The organism is Kitasatospora sp. NBC_00070 (assembly GCF_045041205.1).
Classification (GTDB): Bacteria; Actinomycetota; Actinomycetes; order Streptomycetales; family Streptomycetaceae; genus Kitasatospora.
Map to the genome: position 1 here is coordinate 3,683,120 of NZ_CP108247.1, position 23,089 is coordinate 3,706,208.

The 23,089-nt window shown below is 72.9% G+C and carries 20 protein-coding genes and 1 pseudogene; 7 read left to right on the forward strand and 14 right to left on the reverse strand.

What is annotated here, in order from left to right; all coding sequences use genetic code 11:
- Genes OHV05_RS17075 through OHV05_RS17085 form a run of 3 tightly spaced genes read left to right on the forward strand, consistent with a single transcriptional unit; the run spans nucleotide 1 to nucleotide 3,484 of the window.
- Complete coding sequence (locus tag OHV05_RS17075; protein ID WP_405018451.1) at nucleotides 1-1,536, forward strand: amino acid adenylation domain-containing protein; 1,536 nt, start codon at nucleotides 1-3, stop codon at nucleotides 1,534-1,536.
- Nucleotides 1,533-2,738, forward strand: a complete 1,206-nt coding sequence (locus OHV05_RS17080) for an ATP-grasp domain-containing protein (protein WP_405018452.1) — start codon at nucleotides 1,533-1,535, stop codon at nucleotides 2,736-2,738. The genes OHV05_RS17075 and OHV05_RS17080 overlap by 4 nt, the downstream gene beginning before the upstream one ends.
- Complete coding sequence (locus OHV05_RS17085) at nucleotides 2,735-3,484, forward strand: 4'-phosphopantetheinyl transferase family protein (RefSeq protein WP_405018453.1); 750 nt, start codon at nucleotides 2,735-2,737, stop codon at nucleotides 3,482-3,484. Before OHV05_RS17080 ends, OHV05_RS17085 begins: the two co-directional genes overlap by 4 nt.
- A 15-nt stretch (nucleotides 3,485-3,499) precedes the next feature.
- Here OHV05_RS17085 and OHV05_RS17090 read toward each other — a convergent pair whose 3' ends face one another.
- Together OHV05_RS17090 and OHV05_RS17095 are read right to left on the reverse strand one after the other, a co-directional pair.
- Nucleotides 3,500-5,158 carry a long-chain fatty acid--CoA ligase gene (locus OHV05_RS17090; RefSeq protein ID WP_405018454.1) on the reverse strand — a complete coding sequence of 553 codons (1,659 nt, stop codon included), beginning with the start codon at nucleotides 5,156-5,158 and terminating at the stop codon, nucleotides 3,500-3,502.
- A gap of 142 nt (nucleotides 5,159-5,300) precedes the next feature.
- Nucleotides 5,301-6,233 (reverse strand): DUF1906 domain-containing protein, encoded by a 933-nt coding sequence (locus OHV05_RS17095; RefSeq protein WP_405018455.1) that lies wholly within the window; start codon nucleotides 6,231-6,233, stop codon nucleotides 5,301-5,303.
- 120 nt (nucleotides 6,234-6,353) lie between these two features.
- Between OHV05_RS17095 and OHV05_RS17100 the strand changes: the two genes are divergently transcribed.
- The gene (locus OHV05_RS17100) at nucleotides 6,354-7,340 is read left to right on the forward strand and encodes an EamA family transporter (protein WP_405018456.1); all 987 of its coding nucleotides are present in this window, start codon (nucleotides 6,354-6,356) and stop codon (nucleotides 7,338-7,340) included.
- Nucleotides 7,341-7,554: 214 nt separating this feature from the next.
- On the opposite strand, the gene OHV05_RS17105 is transcribed toward OHV05_RS17100, so the two are convergent.
- The 6 genes from OHV05_RS17105 to wrbA all read right to left on the reverse strand — a co-directional run bounded on the left by OHV05_RS17105 (nucleotide 7,555) and on the right by wrbA (nucleotide 12,883).
- Nucleotides 7,555-7,884: a hypothetical protein gene (locus OHV05_RS17105; protein WP_405018457.1), complete on the reverse strand. Its 330-nt coding sequence runs from the start codon at nucleotides 7,882-7,884 to the stop codon at nucleotides 7,555-7,557.
- Nucleotides 7,885-8,394: 510 nt separating this feature from the next.
- Nucleotides 8,395-9,621: a 3-hydroxybenzoate 6-monooxygenase gene (locus tag OHV05_RS17110; protein WP_405018458.1), complete on the reverse strand. Its 1,227-nt coding sequence runs from the start codon at nucleotides 9,619-9,621 to the stop codon at nucleotides 8,395-8,397.
- A gap of 66 nt (nucleotides 9,622-9,687) precedes the next feature.
- The gene (locus OHV05_RS17115) at nucleotides 9,688-10,785 is read right to left on the reverse strand and encodes a transaldolase family protein (RefSeq protein WP_405018459.1); all 1,098 of its coding nucleotides are present in this window, start codon (nucleotides 10,783-10,785) and stop codon (nucleotides 9,688-9,690) included.
- Entirely contained in the window at nucleotides 10,785-11,546 is a 762-nt protein-coding gene (locus OHV05_RS17120) for an SDR family oxidoreductase (protein ID WP_403037711.1), read from the reverse strand. Before OHV05_RS17120 ends, OHV05_RS17115 begins: the two co-directional genes overlap by 1 nt.
- A 34-nt stretch (nucleotides 11,547-11,580) precedes the next feature.
- The gene (locus tag OHV05_RS17125) at nucleotides 11,581-12,081 is read right to left on the reverse strand and encodes an AtaL-like protein (protein ID WP_403037708.1); all 501 of its coding nucleotides are present in this window, start codon (nucleotides 12,079-12,081) and stop codon (nucleotides 11,581-11,583) included.
- A gap of 184 nt (nucleotides 12,082-12,265) precedes the next feature.
- Nucleotides 12,266-12,883, reverse strand: coding sequence for an NAD(P)H:quinone oxidoreductase (gene wrbA / locus OHV05_RS17130; RefSeq protein WP_405018460.1), 618 nt, complete (start codon nucleotides 12,881-12,883; stop codon nucleotides 12,266-12,268).
- 448 nt (nucleotides 12,884-13,331) lie between these two features.
- Here wrbA and OHV05_RS17135 point away from each other — a divergent pair, with 448 nt between their 5' ends.
- Nucleotides 13,332-14,207, forward strand: a complete 876-nt coding sequence (locus tag OHV05_RS17135; protein ID WP_403037703.1) for a shikimate dehydrogenase — start codon at nucleotides 13,332-13,334, stop codon at nucleotides 14,205-14,207.
- An 86-nt stretch (nucleotides 14,208-14,293) separates the two neighbouring features.
- On the opposite strand, the gene OHV05_RS17140 is transcribed toward OHV05_RS17135, so the two are convergent.
- Nucleotides 14,294-15,460 (reverse strand): IS701 family transposase, encoded by a 1,167-nt coding sequence (locus OHV05_RS17140; protein WP_403037700.1) that lies wholly within the window; start codon nucleotides 15,458-15,460, stop codon nucleotides 14,294-14,296.
- Nucleotides 15,461-15,807: 347 nt separating this feature from the next.
- Here OHV05_RS17140 and OHV05_RS17145 point away from each other — a divergent pair, with 347 nt between their 5' ends.
- Complete coding sequence (locus tag OHV05_RS17145; protein WP_405018461.1) at nucleotides 15,808-16,677, forward strand: ScbR family autoregulator-binding transcription factor; 870 nt, start codon at nucleotides 15,808-15,810, stop codon at nucleotides 16,675-16,677.
- Here OHV05_RS17145 and OHV05_RS17150 read toward each other — a convergent pair.
- Both OHV05_RS17150 and OHV05_RS17155 read right to left on the reverse strand, forming a co-directional pair.
- Complete coding sequence (locus tag OHV05_RS17150; RefSeq protein WP_405018462.1) at nucleotides 16,614-17,597, reverse strand: NAD-dependent epimerase/dehydratase family protein; 984 nt, start codon at nucleotides 17,595-17,597, stop codon at nucleotides 16,614-16,616. The genes OHV05_RS17145 and OHV05_RS17150 overlap by 64 nt on opposite strands.
- 2 nt (nucleotides 17,598-17,599) lie before the next feature.
- On the reverse strand, nucleotides 17,600-18,925 hold the full coding sequence (locus OHV05_RS17155) for a ScbA/BarX family gamma-butyrolactone biosynthesis protein (protein ID WP_405018463.1): 1,326 nt from the start codon (nucleotides 18,923-18,925) through the stop codon (nucleotides 17,600-17,602).
- Nucleotides 18,926-19,021: 96 nt separating this feature from the next.
- Between OHV05_RS17155 and OHV05_RS17160 the strand changes: the two genes are divergently transcribed.
- Nucleotides 19,022-19,684 (forward strand): ScbR family autoregulator-binding transcription factor, encoded by a 663-nt coding sequence (locus tag OHV05_RS17160; RefSeq protein ID WP_405018464.1) that lies wholly within the window; start codon nucleotides 19,022-19,024, stop codon nucleotides 19,682-19,684.
- Nucleotides 19,685-19,762: 78 nt separating this feature from the next.
- Here the strand turns inward: OHV05_RS17160 and OHV05_RS17165 are convergent.
- The 3 genes and pseudogenes from OHV05_RS17165 to OHV05_RS17175 all read right to left on the reverse strand — a co-directional run.
- Nucleotides 19,763-20,239: pseudogene (locus OHV05_RS17165) on the reverse strand (shikimate kinase); the annotation flags it as partial.
- A 53-nt stretch (nucleotides 20,240-20,292) separates the two neighbouring features.
- A complete protein-coding gene (locus tag OHV05_RS17170) occupies nucleotides 20,293-22,245 on the reverse strand; it encodes an anthranilate synthase family protein (RefSeq protein ID WP_405018465.1) in 1,953 nt (650 codons plus the stop codon).
- Nucleotides 22,246-22,291: 46 nt separating this feature from the next.
- Nucleotides 22,292-22,927, reverse strand: coding sequence for an isochorismatase family protein (locus tag OHV05_RS17175; RefSeq protein ID WP_405018466.1), 636 nt, complete (start codon nucleotides 22,925-22,927; stop codon nucleotides 22,292-22,294).
- Between the last annotated feature and the right edge of the window lie 162 nt (nucleotides 22,928-23,089).

A 23,089-nucleotide genomic window follows, 5' to 3' on the forward strand; every position in this document is an offset into this window, starting at 1 on the left:
ATGGCCGACCGGCCCACCCTCTACGAACGCTTCGCCGACACCGCCGCCCGCCACCCCGGGCTGGCCGCCCTCGAGCTCGGCGAGGAACGCCTCAGCTACACCGAACTCGCCGAGGAGGCCGCCCGGACGGCGGCCCGGCTGCTGGCCGCGCTGGACGGCCGACGCCCCCGCCGGGTCGGGGTGCTGGCCAACCGCAGCGTCGCCGCGTACGCCGGTTACCTGGCGGCCAACCGGCTCGGCAGCGCCGCCGTCCCGCTCAACCCGGGCTTCTCCCCCGAGCGGCTGGCCACCACCGTGGCCCTGGCCGAGCTGGACGTGGTGCTCGCCGACGCCCCCACCGCCGACCTGCCGGTGCCGGTGGTGCGCGCCGACGCGCCGCTGGCCGCCGACGCGGCCGCGAGCGTGCCCGTCCACCTGCCCGGGCCGGACGACATCGCGTACATCGTCTTCACCTCGGGCTCCACCGGCACGCCCAAGGGCGTGCCGATCCAGCACGGCAACGTCGCGGCGCTGCTCGACTACGCGATCGCGCGCTACGAGCTCGGCCCGGGGTGCCGGCTGTCGCAGACCTTCGACCTGACCTTCGACCCGACGGTCTGGGACATGTTCTCGGCCTGGGGCTCCGGCGCGACCCTGGTGGTCCCCACCCGGAACGAGCTGGTCCGCCCGGCCCGCTTCATCGAGCGCCGCCAGATCACCCACTGGTTCTCGGTGCCCTCGGTCATCACCTACGCCGAACGGCTGCGGGACCTGACCCCGGCCGGTATGCCCAGCCTGCGCTGGAGCCTGTTCGGCGGCGAGCAGCTGACGCTGGAACAGATCCGGATCTGGCGGGCGGCCGCGCCGCAGAGCGTGCTGGAGAACCTGTACGGCCCGACCGAGGTGACGGTCGCCTGCACCCAGTACCGGCTGCCCACCCGGCCCGAGGACTGGCCGAGTTCGGCGAACGGGACGGTCCCGATCGGGACGCCCTACCCGCACCTGGACTTCCTGGTGGTGGACGAGGACGGCAGACCGGCCGACGAGGGCGAGCTGTGCGTGCGCGGTTCGCAGCGCTTTCCCGGCTACCTCCGGCCGGCCGACAACAGCGGACGGTTCCTGTCCTTCGCCGACGGCCGGGCCGTGCTGCACGAGGGTGACGGTCCGCCAGGTCCCGAGCTCTACTACCGCACCGGGGACCGGGTGTCCCGGGTCGGCGACGCCCTGGTCCACCTCGGCCGGCTCGACCAGCAGGTGAAGGTCCGGGGCCACCGGATCGAGCTCGGCGAGGTCGAGGCCGCGCTGCGCGCGCTGCCCGGCGTCGGGGAGGCCGTGGTGCTCGCCCTGCCCGACGCCTCCGGCGAGGTGGCGCTGGAGGCGTGCTACACAGGGCCCGGCCAGGACCCGGTCGCCCTGCGCGGCGCGCTCGGCGGGCGGCTGCCCGGCTACATGGTGCCGCGCGGCTTCACCCGGCTGGACACCTTCCCGCTCAACCCCAACGGCAAGACCGACCGCCGGGCCCTCGCCCTCGAACTCGCCGAGCGGGGACAGCGATGAGCGCGACCGTGGTGCTGATCGGCGCGGCGCCGATGGCCGAGGGGTACCTCAGGGCAGCCGAGCGGCTCGGGCTGCGGGTCGGTCTGGTGGAGACCGCCGACCGGGCCGCCGCGCTGCGCGGGTGGTACGACTGCGTGGTGGACACGGCCGAGGTCGACCCGGCCCTCGCCGGGCGCGACGACGGCTGGATCCGGCCCACCGACGCGCTGGTCCGGCGGCTGCGGCCGGACGGTGTGCTCGCCTCCTCGGAGATCCACGTGCTCGCCGGGGCGATGGCCCAGGAGCAGCACCGTCTGCCGGGCCCGGGGCTCGACGCGGCGGCGGTCTCCCGGGACAAGGCCCAGCAGCGCTTCCGGTTCGCCGCCGCCGGGCTGGCGCAGCCGGAGCACCTCAAGGTGCCCCGGTTGTCCGCCGCGACCGGCTGGGCGTCGGCTCGGCTGCCCGTGGTGGTCAAGCCGCTGAACCGGGCCGGCAGCGACGGCGTGGAGCGGATCGGCAGCCCCGCCGAGTGGTCCGACGCGGTGCGCCGCCGGGAGGCGGAGGGGCAGCTGCTGGTGGAGGAGTACGTCGAGGGTCAGGAGTACTCCTGGGAGGGCCTGGTGGCCGACGGCCGGGTCTGCTTCGGCAGCCTGACCCGCAAACTCACCACCGGCGCACCGGACTTCGTGGAGCTCGCGCACTTCTCCGGGCACGAGCGGGTCGACCCTGGCCTCGGCCGGGCCGCCGACGCGCTGGGCCAGGCCGTCGCGGACGCGATCCGGATGCGCACCGGGATCATGTTCGTGGAGTTCCGCACCCGGGGCGACGATCTGGTGATCATGGAGGTGGCGGTCCGGGCGCCGGGCGACCACTGCATGGACGCGATGTCGATCGCCTACGGCGTGGACCTGTTCGGTGAGGTGCTCAACCTCGCGGTGGGCAGCGCCTTCCGGCCGGCCCCGGAGCTGGAGCCGAGGTACTCGGGCAGCTGCTTCCTGGTCGCCGACCGGCCCGGCGTGCTGGAGTCGGCCGGCGAGACCGAGTGGGCGGCCTGGCCCGGCGTGGTCCGCAGCGGTGTGGACGCCAGGCCGGGCACACCGGTCGGGCCGCCCCGGTCCTCCGCCGACCGGCTCGGCTGGGCCCTGCTGGACTGCCCCGATCCGGCCGAACTGACCCGACTGGTGCACCGACTGCGCTCGGTACGGCCCGTGTTGGCCCGATGAGCGGGGGCGCGGGCCGGGCCAGGGTCTGGCGGGTCGAGGTCACCGCACTCAGCGCTGCGGCGGCCACCGAGGCCCGGTGGGTGCTGGACCGGGAGGAGACCCGGCGGGCCGCGACCTTCGTCCGGGCCGCCGACCGGGAGCTCTACCTGGTCGCCCACGTGGCGCTCCGGGTGGTGCTGGCGCAGGCCCTGGGCCGGCCCGCCCACCGGGTGGAGTACGGCCGGGCCGACTGCCCGGGCTGCGGCGGGCCGCACGGCCGTCCGGTGGCCGTCGCCGAGCGGGCGCCGGAGTTCTCGCTCAGCCACACCGACGGGCTGGCGCTGATCGCGCTGGCCGACCGGCCGGTCGGGGTGGACGTCGAGCGACGCGCCGTCTTCACCGGGTCCGACGGCCCGGACATCGCGGCGCAGCTGCACCCGGCCGAGCGGGCCGCACTGGCCCGGCTGCCGGAACCGCGGTGGGCGGACGCGCTGCTGGCCTGCTGGGTCCGCAAGGAGGCCCACCTCAAGGGCACCGGCATCGGCCTGGCCGACGGCCTGGCCGGACACCACGTGGGCTTCGGTCCTGAGTCCGGCTCCTGGGCCGGCCCCACGCCCGCGGGGCCGGCGGGCTGGGGCCTGGCCGGGGTGCCGGTGCCGGCCGGGTACGGCGCGGCGGTCGCGCTCAGGTCGACGGCCGGGACCGCCCCGCAGGTGCGCACGGACGATCTCGACCTGGCCGGCGCACTGGCCGCCGGTCGGTGGTGAGCACCGGCCGGCCGGTCACTTGCCGAGGAGCGTCACGTCCAGGTCGTCGGCCGCGTACTGGGCGCGGATGACCTTCTTGTCGAACTTGCCGACCGAGGTCTTCGGGACCGACTCGACGATCGACCAGCGCTCGGGCAGCTGCCAGGACGCGACCCGGCCGGCCAGGAAGGCCCGCAGCTCGGCGAGGCCGGCGGTGGCGCCGGGCCGCAGCACCACGGTGGCCAGCGGACGCTCGCCCCACTTCTCGTCCGGCACCGCCACCACCGCCGCCTCGGCCACCTCCGGATGGGCCATCAGGTGGTTCTCCAGCTCGACCGAGGAGATCCACTCGCCGCCGGACTTGATCACGTCCTTGGCCCGGTCGGTCAGCGTCAGGTAGCCGTCGGGGGTGATGGTGCCGACGTCACCGGTGCGCAGCCAGCCGTCCGGGCTGAACTTGTCCTCGGGGCGCTCGGGCTCCTGGCCCGCGCCGGCGAAGTACGCACCGGCGATCCACGGCCCGCGGACCTCCAACTCCCCCGCCGAGACGCCGTCGTGCGGCATCCGCTCGCCGCCGGGCCCGATCAGCCTGGCCTCCACCGAGGCGGGGAACAGGCCCTGGCTGACCCGGTAGGGCCACTCCTGTTCCGGCGTCAGGCCGGCCGGCGGCTGGGCGAAGGAGCCGAGCGGCGAGGTCTCCGTCATGCCCCAGGCGTGCACCACCCGGATGCCGTGCCGCTCCTCGAAACCGCGCATCAGGGCGGGCGGACAGGCCGACCCGCCGATCACCACCATCCGGATCGAGGAGGTGTCGTAGGAGCCCGCGTCCAGCTCGTCCAGCAGGCCGTTCCAGATGGTCGGCACGGCGGCGCCCACGGTGGGCCGCATCCGGTCGATCATCTCGGCCAGCGGCTTGGGCTGCAGGAAGCGGTCCGGCATCAGCAGCCCGGCGCCGGACATGAAGGCGGCGTACGGCAGGCCCCAGGCGTTCACGTGGAACATCGGGACCACCGGCAGCGCCAGGTCACGGGCCGTCAGGGCGAAGCTGTCGGCGGAGTTCACCTGCATGCAGTGCAGGTAGACCGAACGGTGGCTGTACGCAACGCCCTTGGGGTCGCCGGTGGTGCCCGAGGTGTAGCAGAGCGCGGCGGCTCGGCGCTCGTCGATGTCGGTCAGCCACGGGTAGTCGGTGGGCCGGTCCGCGATCAGCGCCTCGTACTCGTGCACCCGGCCGGCGAAGCCGTCCAGCAGCGAGCGGTCGCCCGGGCCGTTCACCACGATGTGCCCGAGCGTCGGGTTGAGCTGCGGCAGCACCGCGGCGAGCAGCGGCAGCACGCTGCCGTCGACCAGGATCACCCGGTCGGCGGCGTGGTTGACGATGAAGGCCAACTGGTGCCCGGGCAGCCGCAGGTTGAGGGTGTGCAGCACCGCGCCCATCGACGGGACGGCGAGGTACGCCTCCAGGTGCTCGGCGTTGTTCCACATCAACGTCGCCACCGTGGTGCCCTCCACCACGCCGAGCTCGTCCCGCAGCGCGTGCGCCAACCGCCCGGCCCGCGCCCCGACCTCGGCGTAGCTGCGGGACACCGGGCCGGTGCCGTCCCAGGTGGTGACGGTGGAGTTGCCGTGCAGGGTCGAGCCATGCGTCAGAATCCGGGCGACGGTGAGCGGTACGTCCTGCATCGTGCTGAACACGCGGGTCCTCCTTGACCGGGCGGGCGGGGCAGCACGCCACGACTACTGGCGGGTGGTGAGATGCTGCTCGGACCCGATTCTGACGTCAAGGCACCGGACTGTCAGCGGCGAAAGTCACCTCTCCGGGACGGATCGCCCGAGCTCAGGTCGCGACCGGTCCGTCCAACTGGTTGCGGTCGATGCCGAGGGTGGCGCCGCCCCAGGTCTCCTGGACGTTGCCCTGGTACTGGTGGATGCGCTGACGGTCGGACCACTGTCCGGCGTCCAGGCCGCTGACCCCCGCGGTGTCCGCGCGGCCGTCCCAGCGGGCGTACCAGATCGCGTCGGGGAGCGGGGAGCTGCCCGCGCGGGCGGCGGCGGCCAGGTCGGCGATGCCGGAGTCCGCGCTGGAGTAGAAGCCCGAGCGGAAGCCCTCCTGGTGCAGCTTCTGCGTCCAGCCGACGGTGAAGTCGACCACGCTCTGGGCGCAGGCCCGGTCGCCCCGGGGATAGGACTCGATGTCCAGGTAGACCGGACTGCCCGGGCCGAGGCCGAGCGCGCGCAGGGCGGCCGCCGCCTCGGCCGCCTCGGTCTGGCCCTGCCGGACGGCACCGGCCGGGTCGATCCGCTTCGGCTTGTTGCCGAGCGTGCTGCACGGGGCCTGCAGGCCGACGTGGGTGGGCATCAGCTGCCAGCCCATCGCCCGGACCCGGCGGACCCAGTCGGCGGTCAGCCGGGGCTGCGAGCAGCCGCGCTGGCCCCCGCTGACGTAGATGCCGACCGCACCGTAGGGGGAGTTCTGCTTCCAGGCCGCCATGGTCTCCGGCGACGGGGCGGTGCAGGCGTCGAAGCCCGGCCCGCTGAACACCTGCCGGGCCGCGAGTGCCTTGGTCCTGGAGCGGTCGGCGAGCACGGTGGCCCGGAGCACGACGGGGGCCGGCGCGGCAGCAGCGGCCGGGGGCGGCCCGGCCGGACCGGGCGCGGCGACCGCCACCGGCTCCGCGGCCGAGGCGGTGCTGCCGTCGGGCAGCCCGTCCGTGGCGAGCAGCAGGACGAGGGAGGCCGCGGTGAGGGCAGCGGGGCCCAGAAAGCGCATCACCCCTCGATACTGACTGTTCGTCAGACAAATGCGAGATCCGGCCGGTGAATTCACCCGTCCGCACCTGCCAGGACATGTGCTTGCCGGGCCTACGGTCCTTACGCGAGACTGACCGGTATGTCCCGCCCCGACCTGTCCGCCGGCCCGGCCGACCGCGCCACCACGCAGCGCACCGGCACCACCGGCACCACCGGCACCACCGGCACCACCGGCACCGCGCTGCCCACCGCTCCCCGAGGCTCCGCCCGGATCCCGGCACCGGTGCTCTGCGTGGTGGCGATGTTCGCCGTGCAGCTCGGCATCGCGCTGTCCAAGCCGCTGTTCGGACAGCTCGGGGTCGGCGGGGCGACCTTCCTCCGGCTGGCCTGCGCGGCGGCGCTGCTGCTGGTGCTGACCCGGCCGAGACTGCGCGGCCGGAGCGCGCGGGAGCTCGGCTCGACCGCCCTGCTCGGGGCGGCCTCGGCCGGGATGACCCTGCTGTTCGCCGGGGCGGTGGACCGGCTGCCGATGGGCACGGCCGCGACCATCGAGTTCCTCGGCCCGCTGGGCGTGGCGCTGGCGCTCTCCCACCGGGTGACCCATCTGCTCTGGGCCCTGCTGGCGGGCGGCGGGGTCGTGCTGCTCACCCTGCTGGGCGAGGGCGGCCACCAGGGCGGCGGCGGCCTGGACCCGGTCGGGCTGGCCTGCGCCTTCGGTGCGGCCGCCTGCTACGCGGGGTACATCCTGCTGACCGACCGGGTCGGCGCCACCTTCCAGGGCTTCCAGGGGCTCGCGGTCTCACTGTCCGTCAGCGCGGTGCTGCTGGCGCCGTTCGGCGCGGTCGAGGCCTGGGACGGGCTGACCACCAGTGGGTCACCGGTGCGGCTGCTGCTCGCGGTGGCCGGGGTGGCACTGCTGCTGCCGGTGATCCCGTACGCGCTGGAGATGACCGCGCTGCGCCGGCTGCCGCAGCGGGTGTTCAGCGTGCTGGTCAGTCTGGAGCCCGCGGTGAGCGCGCTGATCGGTCTGCTGGTGCTGCACCAGCTGCTCGGAGCGGCCCAACTGGCCGGTATCGCCTGTGTGGTGCTGGCCAGCCTGGGCGCCACCCTGAGCGGCCGGCGCTGACCGGCCGGCCCGGAGCGAGGGCCGGAGCGGCGGCCCGGAGATGCCCGTGGGCGGTGCCGTCGAACGGCACCGCCCACAGAGGTCGTACGCACTGAACCGGGAGTGAGTGACCCTCTCCACCCCGTACGGCTTCGGTCGGTCGTGCGGCCGGGTGCTCAGCTCACCCGGGGCCGCTCCCGCTGCCCGGCGCCCCCGCCGGACGGCTCGGGACCGCTCAGTGGAAGACCGGCGCGAAGACGAAGTTGAAGTCGCGGTTGCCCTGGTCGCTGAAGATGAACCCGGCGTTGTCCTTGACCTGCAGGTTGTTGTTCTGGTTCGACGCGCCGGAGCCGGTGGCCACCTGCTGGGTCTGGTTGTAGTTGCCGGTGACGGTGCCGAAGATGTTCCCGCTGCCGACGTTGGACACCACGCTGCTGTTGGAACCGTCTCCCGCCAGGGCTCCGTTGTCCGCCGAGGCGGCGCCGGCGCCCACGAGCAGCAGGGCGGCTGCGAGCGGGGCGGCGGCCAGCAGGCCGACCAGTCGGGTGGTGCGAGTGCGAGCCATGTAAAGCCTCCAGATAGCTGCTGCGGTACTTCCGGTACTGCGCTCACTGCTTGTACTGCACTGGTACTGCGGTCCTGCTTGCCGAAGTTCGCGGCCAGACGAACAACTGCGGGGCTGCGACGCCGGGGACCACATTTCCGCAACAAATCGACAAAGCGCCAGTACCGGCCGACCTTTTCGCCCATTAGCGTGACGTGACCCCGGATCCGCATAGTGCGGGAACATCCGGTTCGTGGGCAGACACACCGGCGCCCACCTGCGGTTACCTCTGAACGGCGGCAGCGCGGTGCGGCCTTCGGACCGGCGCGCCGAAAGGATCACCCACCCGTCGCGCGCCACCCCGGCGCACTCACCTGTCGCGCACGCCCTCCGGGGCGCGAACCGGCCATTCCGGCCGGAGTGTTCGGCCATCGGGCAAATGCATAGGACAGTGATTTGAATGACAGGAATTCTGTCATTCCGAGAAAATGCGGGCCGGACCCCAGGGGGCGTGGGGTCCGGCCCGCCGGCTCAGCGGACGGTGCCCGTCCGACGGCCGATCAGCGGCGGCTCGGTGACCCGGCCTTCGCCGACCCGGGCGCCGTGCAGCCACTCGACCTTCCGGTACAGCTCGTCGGGCCGGAGCGCGGCCAGCATCGCGTTGCGCTCCCCGGCCCGACGGCCCTCCGGGTGGTACAGCCGACGGCCCAGCTCCCGGGCGACCATCTGGGCGGCGGCGGTGCGCTCACGCCGCTCACCCACGAACTTCTCGAAGCGCTGCTCGAACTCCCCGGCCTCGGTGCCGATCAGCTCGCCCAGCACCACCGCGTCCTCCAGCGCCTGGCAGGCGCCCTGGGCCGCGTACTGCAGCATCGGGTGCGCGGCGTCGCCGACCAGCACCACCCGGCCGTCGGTCCACCGGTCCACCGGGTCGCGGTCGCAGAGCACCCAGGAGCGCCACTCCTCGCCCAGCTCCAGCAGCCGCCGGGGCACCTCGCCGAGCCCGGGGAACCCGTTCAGCACCAGGTCCCGTCCGACCGGCACGGCGGTCACCGCCTGCCGCGCGCCGTCGTCCCGGGTCGCCGCCAGGTTCAGGAACCGGCCACCGGCGATGGGGTAGTGCACGAAGTGCCACTTCGGCCCCGCCCACAGCGTGACGGTGTTCCAGCGCAGCTCGACCGGCACCCGCTCGATCGGGATGACGGAGCGGTAGATGGTGTGGCCGGAGACCTTCGGGGCGCCGTCGCCGACCAGCTGCCTGCGGACGGCGGAGTTGATGCCGTCGGCGCCGATCAGCGCGTCGCCGTGCACCCGCCCGCCGTCGGCCAGCCGGACGGTGACGCCGTCCCGGTGCTGCCGGTAGCCCGTCACCGCGGCGCCGGTGCGGAGGTCGATGCCCGGCGTGGCCCGGGCCGCCGCCAGCAGCGGGGCGTACACGTCGGTCCGGTGCACCACCGCGTACGGGTTGCCGAACCGCTCCCGGTAGCCCTCGGTGAGCGGCATCCGCGCCACCGCCTCGCCGGTGGTGCCGTCCATGAAGCACAGCTCGTCGATGTGCACGGCACGCTCGCGGACCTCGGCGCCGACACCGAGCCGGTCCAGGGCGTGGAAGGCGTTCGGGGCGAGCTGGATGCCCGCGCCGAGCTCGGTGAAGGTGTCACGGCTCTCCAGCACCACCACCCGGTGGCCCTGCCGGGCGACGCCGAGCGCCGTCGCCAGGCCGCCGATGCCGCCACCGGCCAGCAGGATCTTCGCCATCGGAGCTCTCCTCACACGGTTCGGGGCGGGTCGGTTCGGGGCGGATCGGGTGGATCGGACGGTGTGTCAGGCCGCGGTGCCGAACTCGGCCAGCCGGGCCAGCACCCGCTCCAGCAGCGCCGCCCTGGCCAGCCGCAGCCCGGCCAGCGCCTCGCGCTCGGCGCCGGCCAGCAGCTTCGGCAGGTCGACGCCGAACCGGTCCAGATAGCCGAGCACCTGCTCGGCGTCCGCGTACCCGCCGGCGAACCGGGCCGCCGAGGCGGGCCGGCCGTGGTCGGCGAGGGCGGTCAGGGTCCGTTCGGAGAGCAGGGTGACCGAGTTCGGCGCCACCAGCTCCTCGGCGTAGCGGGTGTCCCGGTACCGACGGTCCATCACCTCGGTGGCGTCCCAGAGCAGCCGCTGCGGTCTGGCCCCGAGCGCGGCCAGGCCGCCCCAGCGGGCCGAGCCGAGCGCGCGCTCGTACCGCCGGTACGCCAGCCGGGCCAGCGCGATCCCGCCCTGGCCCCGGAACGCCCGGGCCTCCTGGGTGCCGATCAGGTCCAACTCCCGGTCCAGCACGGTGTCCAGCAGGCCGACCGGCAGCCCGGCCACCGAGTTGATCCGGGAGACGTCCACGCCGTTCGCGACGGCCAGTTCGAGACCGGCCAGGAACGCCTCCAGCACCTGGCGGTAGCGCTCCTCGGTGAGCACCAGCGAGACGTGCACGCCGATCCCCTCGCCCAGACAGCGGGTGATCGCGGGCAGCGCCTCGGGCGTGGCCGGGATCTCCAGCAGCAGGTTCGGCCGGTCCACCGCCAGGTGCAGCGAGCGGGCCTCGGCCAGCGTGAGGCAGGTGCCCTCGGCGAACGCGGGGTCGATCCTGGCCGAGACCAGCCCGTCCAGACCCGCCGTCCGCAGGTACACCGGCTCCAGCTCCTGGCAGGCCCAGCGCAGGTCACTGATCGTCAGCTCGCGCAGCGCCGTCGCGGCGGTGGCACCGCAGGCGGCCAGCGCGGCCAGCTGCTCGCGGTACGCGTCGCCGTCGCCCAGCGCACCCGTGACCCCGACCACGTACCGGTCGCGGACCAGCCCGGTCAGACCGCCGTCCGCCAGCCGGTCCCGGCCGAGGCCGTCCAACCAGAGCGACACGCCCTCCTCGGAGAGCTCGCGCAGGATCCCGCCCATCAGGCGGTGGCACCGCCGTCCAGCACCAGGTCGTGGCCGACCACGAAGCGGGCCTCCTGGCTGGCCAGCCAGAGCACCGTGTCGGCTATCTCCTCGGTCCTGGCCACCCGGCCGACCGGCAGGCCGGCCCGGACCCGCTCGGAGCGCTGCTGCTCGCTCTCGTCGGAGCGCCGGTCCGGGTCGGTGTCGACCGTGCCGGGGCTGATCGCGTTGATCCGGATGCCGTCCTTGATGTACTCCCGGGCGGCGGTCCTGGTCAGGGTGGAGAGCGCGGCCTTGGAGGCGGCGAAGGCGCCGAAGCCGGGCACCCGGCCGTGGATGCTGATGTTGGCCGCGGTGTTGATGATGACGCCGCCGCCGTTCGCCTTCATGTGCGCGATCTCGTGCTTCATCAGCAGCCAGGCCCCGGTCAGGTTGGTGGCCAGGATGTCGCCCCAGACCGCCTCGCAGACCTCGGCCAGCGGGCTGGCCTGTCCCATCACACCCGCGTTGTTGAAGGCGATGTGCAGACCGCCGTGCCGCTCGACCGTGGAGCGCACCAGCTTGATGACGTCCATGCCGTGCGTGACGTCGGCCCGGGCGCAGTCGGCGGTGCCGCCCTCCTTCTCGATCAGCGCCACGGTCTCCCGCAGCTCGTGCGGCTCCCGGCCGGCCACCATCACGGTGGCTCCCTCACGGGCGAAGGCCAGCGCGGTGGCCCGGCCGATACCGGAGCCGCCGCCGGTGACCAGGGCGACCTTGCCGTCGAATCGTGCGGTCATCAGGTTCCTCCTGTGGGGGATGGGCGGGGCGGGTTCAGGCCGCGTCGGTCAGCCCGGCGGACGGCCCGGCGAGGGCCGGGCGGGCGGTCCGGATCTCGTCGATCGCGGCCCGCAGCGCATCGGTGAAGTAGGCGTCCGCGGCCTCCAGGAACCTGCTCTCCCGGACCGCCCGCTCGATCCCGGCCGGGGCCAGCTCGACCGAGATGGTCAGCGCCAGGTCGCCGTCCTCGGTCCGGTCGATCCGGTTGCCGATCGACTTGATCTCCGGGTCCCCCGGCTGCCGGTAGAGCACCGACTCCCCCGGCTCGACCTCGACCCGCTGGAACACCGTCCGGCCGTCCCGCACGATGCTGCGGGTGAAACCGCCGGAGAACCGGTCGAGCACCGTGCACTCGGTGATCGCGGGGAGGTACGGGACGGGGTTCTCCGCCTTCGCCAGCAGCTGCCGCCAGAGCCCGCGGGCATCGAGCTGTTGGTGCTCCGGGGTCGTCCCGGAATTGACCGGTACGGTCCAGGCGATGGTCACCGCTGACATCTGTCGTTCCTCCCACCGGAATTACCGAGCCGTGCTCTCTGCACAGAACTCTGGAGGAATCCGGCACCAGCGGCAACAATGGTTCGGCTACTTCGTCAGCTGGCCTGCCGGCCGAACGAAACAGGGGATTCCGGAAGAATCCGGAATCCCCTGCGTCCGTTCACGGAAGATCGTCGCGGCCGGCTCAGATCGCGGCCAGGCCCACCTTCAGCGCCGTGGCGATCTGCACCGCGCGCCGGGTCTGGTACGCGATCGCGTCCAGGTTCTCGTCGTTCGGGGGACCGACCAGGTTGTTGGAGACGTGGCTGGTGCCGTACGGGTTCCCGTTGCTCGGCGCGAACTGGATGCCGTCCGAGTAACCGGGGGCCACGATGATCGCGCCCCAGTGGTAGAAGGTGTTGTTCAGCGCCAGCAGGGTGCTCTCCTGGCCACCGTGCAGGGTGGAGGTGGAGGTGAACGACGAGACCACCTTGTTCACCAGCTTGCCCTGGAACCACAGGCCACCGGTGGTGTCGATGAACTGCTTGAGCTGGGCGGCCGGCAGGCCGAACCGGGTCGGGGTGCCGAACAGGACCACGTCGGCCCACTCCAGGTCGTCGAGGGCGACCTCGACCACGTCCTTGGTGGCCTCGACGTGCTCGGCCCACTCCTGCTTCGCGGCGACCACGGAGGCGGGGGCCAGCTCGGCGACCTTGCGCAGCCGGACCTCGGCGCCCGCCTTCTCGGCCGCCGCGGCGGCCTCCTCCGCCAGCTTGTACACGTGGCCGGTGGACGAGTAGTAGATGATGGCGACGTTGGTCACGGTCGCTGCTCCCATTCGGAATTCGTCAGATCCGGGATCCCTGCGGTCACCCCGTCCCCTCGACTGTCCCGCAGCCACCGAACAGGTCGCAATGGCGGATCATCGACTTCATCACCTTGCACCGTCGACGAATTGACGGTGCGTCGGATTTTCGGAGCGGAGAAATCCGCCTGCTTCCGCCGCCGCCTTCGAACCCGTTCGAACCGCGCCGTCGGCGGCGAAAGGCCGGCGTCGCGCGGCGGAGATCGTCCGGGCCCCGACCGGGGCCCGGGGCCGCCATTCTGACGGTTTCGGGGGGCGACTTCGTCAGGTCGTTCGCGAAGGTGACTCTGTGTCAACCCGGTCAACCGCTCCGGGTACCGAGTACCTATGGTGGGGGGGCAACGGGGACGACATTCGGAACTCAATGGTCCGGGCAGGCGTTCCCCTGGCGAAAGGAGCACCACCGATGCGCACCGAACAGCCACCCGTGCTGGAGAGCAGCGTGCCGCCTCGCCAGACGGCCCGCCGCGCGGCGGTACTCGGCTCCCCGGTCGGCCAGTCGCTCACCGCGGTCCTGCACCGCGCCGCCCTCACCGCGATGGGTCTGGACTGGAGCTACCAGAGCATCGAGTGCGACGAGACCGGGCTGCCCGGGGTGCTGGCGGGATCCACCGCCGGCCTGGCCGGGCTCTCCCTGGGCATGCCGCTGAAGCGCGCCGTGCTGCCGCTGATCGACGAGGTCAGCGACCTCGCGCTGGACGTCGGCGGCGCGAACACCGTGGTCTACCGCCGCGGCCGCAGCCACGGCGACAACACCGACGTGTACGGGATGCTCACCGCACTGCACGACGCCGGGGTCACCTCACCCGGCTCCGCGGTGGTGCTCGGCGGCGGCTCGACCGCCTGCTCGGCGCTGGCCGCCCTGCGGGAGCTCGGCGTGCTGGAGCCCGCCGTGGTGGTCCGGGAGCGCAGCCGCGCGGCCGAGGCCACGGCGGCGGCCGGCCGGCTCGGCATCGCGGTGGACGTGCACACCTTCGGGCAGCTCGACGAGCTGCTGCCCGGGGTCGGGCTGGTCGTCTCGACCCTGCCGGCCGGGGCCGCCGACACCTTCGCGGCAGCCGTGATGCACTCCCGCGCGGCGGTCTTCGACGTGGTCAGCTCGGCCTGGCCGACCCGGCTGGTGAAGGCGGCCGGTTTCGCCGGCTCCACCGTGGTCGACGGCCTGTCCTTCGCGGTCCACCAGGCCGCCAGACAGCTGGAGTTGATGACCGGCCGGAGCGACGTCCCGATCCAGGCGATGCGCCGGGCCGGCCAGGCCGAACTGCTGCACCGGGCGGACTGACCGCTCGGCCGCACCCCGGCGCGGCGGCCGCCGGCCAGGGTCTGCCCCGGACCGCCGCCCCCGCACGTCCGCCGCCCCCGCCGCCATCAGGCCGACAGCTCCTGGGACTTGTCGAAACCCTGCCGACGCGCGGTGGAGAGCACCGAGATCGCGTGCGCCACCGAGCAGAGCGTCGCGTGCCGGTGCCAGCCGGCGTACGAGCGGCCCTCGAAGTCCCGCATCCCGACCCGACCACTGACCTCGCCGAAGTCCTTGGCCACCCGCCGGGTGAGCCGGCCCAGCCGGAGCAGGGCCACCGGCGGCACGTCCACCAGGTTGGAGAGCCAGAGCTCGGCGGGCCGTCCCTTGGCGCCCGACCAGCCACCGACCAGGGCCAGGGCCCGCTCCGGCGCGGCCACGGTACCGGGCCGACGGATCGTCGGCATGGTGACCCTGGTCCCGCTGACGAGTATCGACCTGGTGATCGAGTACTCCGGGTCCACCCAGCCGACCGGACGGGAGAACCGTTTCGCCCATTCGATCAACTGCTGGGCCTGGAAGACCCGTTCGCCCCGCCCGGGCAGGCTGCCGTCGAAGCCGACCAGCCGGGTCGAACCGCTCACCCGCATCACGAACGGGACGTTGCGGCGGCAGAACTCCTCGACCAGGACCGTCGCGTCGAGCTCCCGCGCGTCCAGCACGGCCGGGCGGCGGCGCAGCCCCCAGTCCGGCCCGGCCAGCTCGACCACGCTGTTCACCGCGCACAACTCCGGTGTGGTGGCCGAGACTTCGTCCGGGATCTTGGCGCGCTTGCGGCGCTCCTCGTTGGCCAGCCAGTCCGCCGGGAGCACCAGCCCCCAGTTCACCGGCGCGCTCATGTCCTCGCTGGCGAGCCAGACCCCGTACGCCTGCTGGCTGTTGACCACCCGGCCGAGCTCGGTACGGAAGGACTCCTCGACGCCGACCGAGTGCTCGCCGGCCTTCGGGATCGCCATCGAGTTGAGCACCCAGGCCTGCGGCAGCAGCACCCGGTCCAGGTGCTTGCCGAGCGCCTGGCGGACCGGGCCCCAGCGCCAGGAGGAGTCGCTGATGAAGTGGTGCAGGCTCTGCTCGGCGGCGCCGTAGCCGGCCACCGCCGCCAACGCCCGCATCGACTTGCGGCCCTGCACCGAGAGCAGCCCGGAGATGTACCACTCGCCCCTGGCGCGCTGGTCACGGCGCTTCAGCGAGGCGAGCATCCGGCGGGAGAACTCCGTGACGAAGTCATCCGCCACATCTCCCCAGATGTGCTCAGGAACGTTCTTGTCGCTTACACCTTCCACAGCCCCCGTCCCCTCTTCTGCGGTCGCGAACCTGGCGGGCTCCGAGCGCCGGATGGCGACGATGAGCCAGATGCGAGGTGCTGGTGATGGATACGATACAGAACCGACTGGTTGGTTTCATCTACTTCGTCATCTTGGCACGACCTCGGTCGGACCACAACGTCCGGGCGGTCCCGACCTGATGCAGCATACTAGATACCGCCCAGTTGGTTTGTTACGATGCGATACAACCACTTGAACTGTCGCCCGGACCGCCCGCAGGGGCCGGTCGGCGACCGACTCCCCGAGGGAGACCCTTGATGCCCCGTCAGGAACGGGCGCAGCGCACCCGCCGACTACTCATCGCGGCCGCCTCGGCCTCCTTCGACCAGGCGGGCTTCGCCATGACGGGCCTGAACGACGTGATCCGGCCCACCGGCATCTCCAAGGGCGCGCTGTACTTCCACTTCGGTTCCAAGGAGCAGCTCGCCGAGGCCGTGATGGCCGCGTCCCGGGACGGGCTGCGCGAGGCGATCCGCTCCGCCCGGCACTCCAGCGACTGCCCCCTGCAGTACCTGATCGACCTGAGCCACGGCCTGGCCAGGAGGCTGGCCGAGGACGTGGTGTTCCGGGCCGGCCTCCGGCTCACCGAGGACGGCGCGCTGGCCGAGAGCCTGCGACCCAACCCGTACCCGGGCTGGGCGCTGATGATCGACCGGCTGCTGAGCCGGGCGGCGGCCCGCGAGGGTCTGCGGCCCGAGGTCAGCACGGCCGAGAGCGCGGCCCTGCTGGCGGCGGCCGGCGCCGGGGTGGAGACGCTGGCCCGGCGGGACCCGGACTGGCTCAGCCCCCGGATGATCTCGCTGCTCTGGCAGGCCCTGCTGCCCGCCCTGATCACCCAGGAGCGGCTGGCCGGGCTGCGCACCACACCGGTCGAGCACGAGCGGGCCGCCCTGCCCGCGCCGGGCCGGGCGCACCCGACCGGCGAGCCGCCGGCCCACCGGGAGCCGAAGCTCCCGGTGGGCCGGCCGCCGCAGGCCGTACCGGTCGTCCTGGTCGGCCAGGACGCGCCCGGAACGCCGGACGGCCGGCCTCGGATCGAGGCCGGCCGCGCTGTCGCTCCCGGTCATCCGGCCATGCTGGCCGACACGCCCGAGGGCGGCAGCAGTTCGCGGTACCACGGGACGTGAGCCGGGAACCGGGCCGCCAGGCCCGGGCCCGGGTCACAGCCGGTCCGCCGCCAGAGCCGGTCGCTCCGGTAGCGGTGCTCGACCGCCAGCAGGGACAGCCGCCGTCCCCACGGAGCCGACCCGACGCCCTCCAGCAGCCGTCGGGCCTCCGCCACACTGATCTCGCCCGAGGGCAGCGGCCGCCCCAGGGCGGCGCAGACCAGGGTCGCCAACTCCCGGACGGCGACCGGCTCCGGGTGGCTGGCGTGGTAGATCCGGCCGCCCGGCACCGGCCCCCAGGGCTGCCGGGCCAGCGCCGCGATCGGCCGGGCCAGGTCCTCCACCGCGATGGCGGACATCCGCGCCCGCCCACCGTCGATCCAGTGCGGGATCCGGTCCAGCAGCTCCACCAGCGCGGGGATCACCCAGGTGTCCCCCCTCCCGTAGACCAGGTGCGGCCTGATCACCACACCCCCCGCCGCGAGGACCGCGCGCTCGGCCGCCAGCCTGGTCCTGCTGGTCTCCGAGGAAGGCACCAGATCGGGCTGATACTCCGTCAGATCCTGGTGCACGCCGTCCTGGTAGACCGCCGTGGTGCTGAGCAGCAGCACCCGCCCGACCCCGGCCCTGGCGGCTTCGGCGAGCAGCGCCTTGGTGCCGAGTTCGTTCACCCTCCGCAGCGAGTCCGGGTCACCACCGATCTGGGACGCGAGATGGACGAGCGTGTCCACACCTTCGCAGGCGCCGTACAGGGAGGCGGCGTCGGCGAGATTCCCGTGGAAAGGCTGAACGGTGCCGAATTCGGCCGCGGGCAGCGACCGGCGGTTCGTCAGCACTCTGACCGGATTCTCCGGGGTCGCTCCGGCGGTGAGCAGTCCGAGCACCCGGCTTCCGATGAATCCGGTGCCGCCGGTGAGCAGAATGCCTTTCGGCAGTTCCATCGTCAGCCGGCCTTCCGGACGAGCAGGGATTCCTCCCGGGATTCCTCCCGCATGATCTGCCGGGTCATCAACTGGCCGGTGGCCACCGACACCCCGTCCTGCTCCACGGTGATCCGGACGCTCATTTCACCGTTCGGGCCGATCGGCCCGGGGAATGCCTTGACGATGACCGGCAGGTCGAGTTCCGCGTAGCGGACGAAATTGGTGTCCATCTCGAACGGAGCCACCGCGGCCGCCCCGGCGACGCTGTTGGCCGCCTGCCGCATCGCCTCGACGATGACCATGCCCGGCACGTGGTCGACCGGGTGGTCGAACAGCACCGGGTGCCGGCGGTCGGCCTGCAGCCGCCAGGTGTACCACTCGCCGGTCGGCACCAGCACCGAGTTGGCCTTGTCCTCCTGGTACTCGCCCTGCGGCGGCACCAGGTCGGGGAAGCGCTGGGACAGCTGGGGCGCGCGGAGCCGGGCATAGGTGTCGGGGGCCATGCAGTCCATCCTTAAGGTCCCCACCCCCAGCCGGGTGGCACCACGGTGGACGACCGTCTCGTACTGCATTCCGGCCATGATTCCCCGGCGGAACCGGATGTCCTGGCAGGTCGCACTGATCGTCAGATTGGCCGGGGTCTGGCCGACCACCATGGCGGTCGGCTCGGCCCGGTACGACAGGCTCCAGAGCAGGAACGGGTAGTCCGTCGGAACTCCGTACCCGGCGTGGGAGATCAGCATGGCGGACTGCCTGATCGTCTCGGCCAGCAACAGCGGGTCATAGCATCCTGCGACGGGCCGGTAGAAACTGTGTGTCCGCGGCCACTGGGCCCCCAGCAGAAACCGGTCCGCGCCGGTCTTCCGCCACCCGGTGAGCATGACCTCGGATATCGAGGCCCGGTGTACAAAACGCCGCGGCACAGTCTGCTCGTGGAGCTCCGGATCCATTTGGTCCGTTCCTGCCGACTGCGGCAGGCATCCGATTTCCGACAGCACTGACCCCATGTGCAATCTCCCCCAGGGATGGGTATTGAGTCGGCCACCCAATGGGGAGGCGGACTCGTGACGGCGGTCGGATGCTGTCCGAACCGCCGGGTAACCTCGGTGCGTGCGAACGTCGCGGAACCTACGGAGGACGCGAGGCTCAAAACGAAACCTGCTCCGTAGCCATTCATCGTGCACGCTGCCGCGCCAGGATAGGCTTTGGCAGCAGTCGTCGATCGACTCAGTCGTAGGTTCAGACGCAGTCGGTCGGCAGCGGCCCCGGGACGGGCCGCCCGGGCAAGTCGCATGCGAAGCACGTGGATCGACCAGACAGAAGCCTCGCCCTCCTCGGCCACTCATCGCGCCAAGCCCTGGTGCGCCCTCGCTCCAGGCAACGATAGAGTACCATCCGGTCGGTTTGTAGTGTGAGGGTGCGCACCAAGAAACAGGAGAACGATGGCTCAGCAGGCACGCGCAGTACACACCCGGCAGCAGATCCTGAACGCTGCTGCCCAGGTCTTCGCCAAGCGGGGGTACGCGGCGGCCACGATGGCCGAGATCCTGACCGTCGCGGGTCTCACCAAGGGCGCGGTGTACTTCCACTTCGCCTCGAAGGAGGAACTGGCTCTCGCGGTCACCGAAGCGCAGTCACCCTGGCTCGAGGAGCTCGACCTGGCGAGCGGCAGCTTCCAGAGCGTCATCGACCTGACCATCGCGTACGCGCGCGCGCTGCAGAACGACCCGATCATCCGGGCCACCGTCCGTCTGGTGATCGAGCACGGCGCCTTCGACAAGCCGCAGATCGAGGCCTGGGAGGTGAACATCAACCTGGTCCGGGACCTGCTGCTGGCCGCGCAGGAGGACCTGCTGCCGGGGGTGGAGATCGCGGTGGCCGCGCCGACCATCACCTCCTCGTTCACCGGCATCCAGCTCACCTCACAGGTGCTGACCGGCCGGGCCGACCTGCTGGAGCGGGTGGCCGGCTGGTGGGCCATGCTGGTGCCCGGGCTGGTGAAGCCGGAGCTGATCCGCTCGCTTGAGCTCGGCGGCTCGGCGAGAACCACCGCCCACCTCACGCCCGAGCGGATCGCCCGCGCCTCGGTGCGCCGCCGCGCCTGACCCGCCCGGTCTCCCGGGTGGGCCGGCCTCGGCCGGCCCCCGGGGAGCGGGCCGGTCGGCCAGCAGGGTGACGATCCGGGCCACCACCAGGTGGCTCCGGCCACCGGCCGGGACGGTCCAGGTGGCCAGCCGGCGGTAGATCGGGTTCCGCACCGCGAGCAGCGTACGCAGCCGGCCCTCGGGGTCGTCGGCGAGCAGCGGCCGGGTCGCGGCCGTACCGATCCGGGCCGCCAACTGCTGCGGGGACACCGCCAGATGGACCACCCGGTGCTGCCGGAGCAGCCGCTGGGTGGACTCCTCCAGCACCGCTCCGCCGCCGAGCGCGAGCACCCCGGGGTGTCCGGCCAGCGCCCGGTGCACCGCCTTGCGTTCGCGGACCCGGAAGTGCGCCTCGCCCTCCCGCTCCAGGATCTGCCCGATCCCGCACCCGGCCGCGCGCTCGATGTCGGAGTCGGTGTCCCGGAACAGGACCCCGAGGTACCCGGCGAGGGCCCGCCCGATGTGACTCTTGCCCGCTCCGGGTGGGCCGATCAACACGACGACCGGACTGCTCATTTCAGGTCCCAGTGAACTCGAGGGCCGACAACGGGGCGTGCGGGGGCGCTGGTTCAGCGACCGGACGGTGCGCCGAGCCCGGCCAGGGCGGGGCGCCGGCCGACCGGCAGGGCGAGCAGCATGCCGGTGATGACGCGCAGCCCGTCCCGGCTGAGCACCGACTCCGGGTGGAACTGCACCGACCGGAAGCCCGGGCCGCGCAGGGCGTGGACCTGCCCGGTCGCCGGGTCCCGGCTCACCTCGACGGTGCCGACCGGGAGTTCGACCACGTCCCGGTCCGCCCGGCCGGCGAAGGTGTTGTAGAAGCCGACCCGTTCGGCCCGGCCGAACAGGTCGATGGTCCTGGCCACCCCCTGGTTCGGCCGGTCCCGGCGGACCAGGTCGAAGCCGAGCACCCGGCAGAGCACCTGGTGGCTGAGGCAGACCGCCAGGAACGGCCGTCCGGTGGACAGGAGTTGGCGGATCGCACGCTCCAGGTGGGCGATCTTCGGGTGGTCCGAGTCCTGCGGGTCGCCGGGGCCGGGGCCGAGCAGCACCAGGTCGTAGCCCTCGACGCTGTACTCCTGGTCGAACCGCCGGACCGTCACCGCGAGGCCGAGGGCCCGCAACTGGTGGTCCCACATCGCGGTGAAGGTGTCCTCGGCGTCCAGCACCAGCACCCGACGGCCGATCAGTTCGGGCACCGGGTGGCCGCGTTCCCCGGCGGCGGTCAGCCAGAACGGGGCCAGCCCGACGTTGCGCTCCCGCAGCGCGTCGAGCACCGCCGGGTGGGCCGCGAACTCCGCTGGCGCGGCGGTCCGATCCGGGGTCCGCCGACGCGTGCCGAGCGCGGTCAGCAGGCCGGCCACCTTGGCCGCCGTCTCGGCCACCTCCGACTCCGGGTCGGAGTCCCGGACCAGGGTGGCCCCCACCCCGATGGTCAGCCGGCCGGTCGCGGAGATGTCGGCCGTCCGGATCAGGATCGAGGAGTCCATCGTCCGGCCGCCCTCGGCGTCCCGGCCGATCAGCGCGGCCACCCCGCTGTAGTAGCCCCGGCCGCGCGGCTCGTACCGGCGGATCACCTTGGCCGCGCTCTCCAGCGGGCTGCCGGTGACGGTCGGCGCGAACAGCGTCTCGCGGAGGATCTCGCGCGGGTCGCGGGAGGTCTCCCCCTCGATGAAGTACTGGGTGTGCGCGAGCCTGGCCATCTCCAGCAGGTGCGGGCCGGTCACCCGGCCGCCCGCCTCGGTGATCCGGGCCATCATCTTGAGTTCCTCGTCCACCACCATGTAGAGCTCGTCGGCCTCCTTGGCGTCGGCCAGGAAGGACAGCACCCCGGTCAGTGTCGGCCCGGTCGCGGGGTAGCGGTAGGTGCCGCTGATCGGGTTCATCACCGCGATCCCGCCGGAGAGGCTGAGGTGCCGCTCGGGGGTGGCCCCGACGAAGGTCCGCACCCCGGTGCGGATGACGAAGGTCCAGTACGCGCCGCGCTCCCGCTCCAGCAACCGGCGGAAGAAGGTCAGCGCGGCGGCCGGGGCGTAGTCGGAGATGTCCGCCACGAAGGCCCGGCGGATCACGAAGTTGGCGCCCTCGCCGGTGCCGATCTCGTTGGCCAGCACCCGGCGCACCACCTCGGCGTACGCCCGGTCGTCGACGTCGTACCGGCCCTCAGTCAACTCGATTTCCAGATCCGGCAGTTGGCCGAGCAGCTCGGCCAGCGGCACCGAGTCCTGCTCGGCCACGCCGAGGGCGAGCAGCGGGGCGCCGTCGTCGGCGACCGCGAAGCCGCGCTCGGCGATCTGCCGGTACGGGACCACCGCGAGCACCTCGTGCTCCGCCCGGCCGGTGGCCGGGCGGCCGGCCGCCAGCGGGAGGTCGGCCAGCCGGGACAGCTCGGTCACCGTGCCGCCGAGCACGTCCACCCGGTCCGGCGAACCGCTCACCGGGCGGTACAGCAGCGCGAACTCGGGCTGCCGCCCGGTCAGGATCCGGCTCAGCAGCGCCTCACCCACCGGACTGTCCGTCATGTCCCGCTCCTTGAAGGCTGGTTGTCGACTCGTACGCGGATCAGGCTCAGCCGAGGTCGGCGAGCACGGCCTTGGTGCTGACCGCCATCCCGCACCGCTCGGCCACCCAGCTCAGCGCCAGGCGGTGGTACTCCAGGGTGAAGTCGGCGACCGCGTCACCGACCAGGAAGGGCTGGACGTCGTGGCTGTAGGCGTCCAAGGCGCTGGCCAGCACCCCGACATGGGCGTACACCCCACAGACGATCAGCTGGTCCCGGCCCTGCTCGCGCAGCGACTCCAGCAACGGGGTGCGGTGGAACGCGCTGTAGCGCCACTTGGTCAGCACCAGGTCGCCCGGCCCCGGCCCGATCGGCTCGACCACCTCCCGGTCCGCCGCCGAGGGATTCATCCCCGGGCCCCAGAAGTCGGCCAGCAGGCCGCGCTGTTCGGAGGTCATGCCCCCCGGCTGCGCGGTGTACGCGACCGGGATCGCCAGCTCGGCGGCGCGCTCCCGGAGCAGCGTCACGTTGGCCACCAGCTCGGTGAACGGGGACTCGCCCGCCGGGAAGGGCCTGAGGAAGTACCGCTGCATGTCGTGGATCAGCAGCACGGCCCGCTGCGGATCGACCGTCCACCGGGCGGTGTTCTCGGGCAGGTCGCCCTGTTGCGGCATCGGGTACGGGCTGATGGTCGGGATGGCCATCCCGGCGTCCTCTCAAGTCTCTTGGCACCGCTTGGAGTTGGCGGCTGCGTTGACCGACGGGCGGCGCGCGGGGCGACGGGCTGGTGGGGCAGCCCGCCGCCGGGGTCGGCCGGGGGTGGGGCGCCCGGGCCGGGGTCGGGGTGGTCGGGCCGGCGGCAGGAC

What these genes read in the sequence shown, in the direction of transcription:
- OHV05_RS17075 (WP_405018451.1), top strand. Translation starts at nt 1, where the DNA reads ATGGCCGACCGGCCCACCCTCTACGAACGCTTCGCCGACACCGCCGCC.
- OHV05_RS17155 (WP_405018463.1), bottom strand. Translation starts at nt 18,925, where the DNA reads ATGAGTGGCCGAGGAGGGCGAGGCTTCTGTCTGGTCGATCCACGTGCT.
- OHV05_RS17160 (WP_405018464.1), top strand. Translation starts at nt 19,022, where the DNA reads ATGGCTCAGCAGGCACGCGCAGTACACACCCGGCAGCAGATCCTGAAC.
- OHV05_RS17150 (WP_405018462.1), bottom strand. Translation starts at nt 17,597, where the DNA reads ATGGAACTGCCGAAAGGCATTCTGCTCACCGGCGGCACCGGATTCATC.
- OHV05_RS17110 (WP_405018458.1), bottom strand. Translation starts at nt 9,621, where the DNA reads ATGGCGAAGATCCTGCTGGCCGGTGGCGGCATCGGCGGCCTGGCGACG.
- OHV05_RS17135 (WP_403037703.1), top strand. Translation starts at nt 13,332, where the DNA reads ATGCGCACCGAACAGCCACCCGTGCTGGAGAGCAGCGTGCCGCCTCGC.
- OHV05_RS17120 (WP_403037711.1), bottom strand. Translation starts at nt 11,546, where the DNA reads ATGACCGCACGATTCGACGGCAAGGTCGCCCTGGTCACCGGCGGCGGC.
- OHV05_RS17100 (WP_405018456.1), top strand. Translation starts at nt 6,354, where the DNA reads ATGTCCCGCCCCGACCTGTCCGCCGGCCCGGCCGACCGCGCCACCACG.
- OHV05_RS17170 (WP_405018465.1), bottom strand. Translation starts at nt 22,245, where the DNA reads ATGACGGACAGTCCGGTGGGTGAGGCGCTGCTGAGCCGGATCCTGACC.
- OHV05_RS17080 (WP_405018452.1), top strand. Translation starts at nt 1,533, where the DNA reads ATGAGCGCGACCGTGGTGCTGATCGGCGCGGCGCCGATGGCCGAGGGG.
- OHV05_RS17125 (WP_403037708.1), bottom strand. Translation starts at nt 12,081, where the DNA reads ATGTCAGCGGTGACCATCGCCTGGACCGTACCGGTCAATTCCGGGACG.
- OHV05_RS17115 (WP_405018459.1), bottom strand. Translation starts at nt 10,785, where the DNA reads ATGGGCGGGATCCTGCGCGAGCTCTCCGAGGAGGGCGTGTCGCTCTGG.
- OHV05_RS17085 (WP_405018453.1), top strand. Translation starts at nt 2,735, where the DNA reads ATGAGCGGGGGCGCGGGCCGGGCCAGGGTCTGGCGGGTCGAGGTCACC.
- OHV05_RS17105 (WP_405018457.1), bottom strand. Translation starts at nt 7,884, where the DNA reads ATGGCTCGCACTCGCACCACCCGACTGGTCGGCCTGCTGGCCGCCGCC.
- OHV05_RS17095 (WP_405018455.1), bottom strand. Translation starts at nt 6,233, where the DNA reads ATGCGCTTTCTGGGCCCCGCTGCCCTCACCGCGGCCTCCCTCGTCCTG.
- OHV05_RS17145 (WP_405018461.1), top strand. Translation starts at nt 15,808, where the DNA reads ATGCCCCGTCAGGAACGGGCGCAGCGCACCCGCCGACTACTCATCGCG.
- OHV05_RS17175 (WP_405018466.1), bottom strand. Translation starts at nt 22,927, where the DNA reads ATGGCCATCCCGACCATCAGCCCGTACCCGATGCCGCAACAGGGCGAC.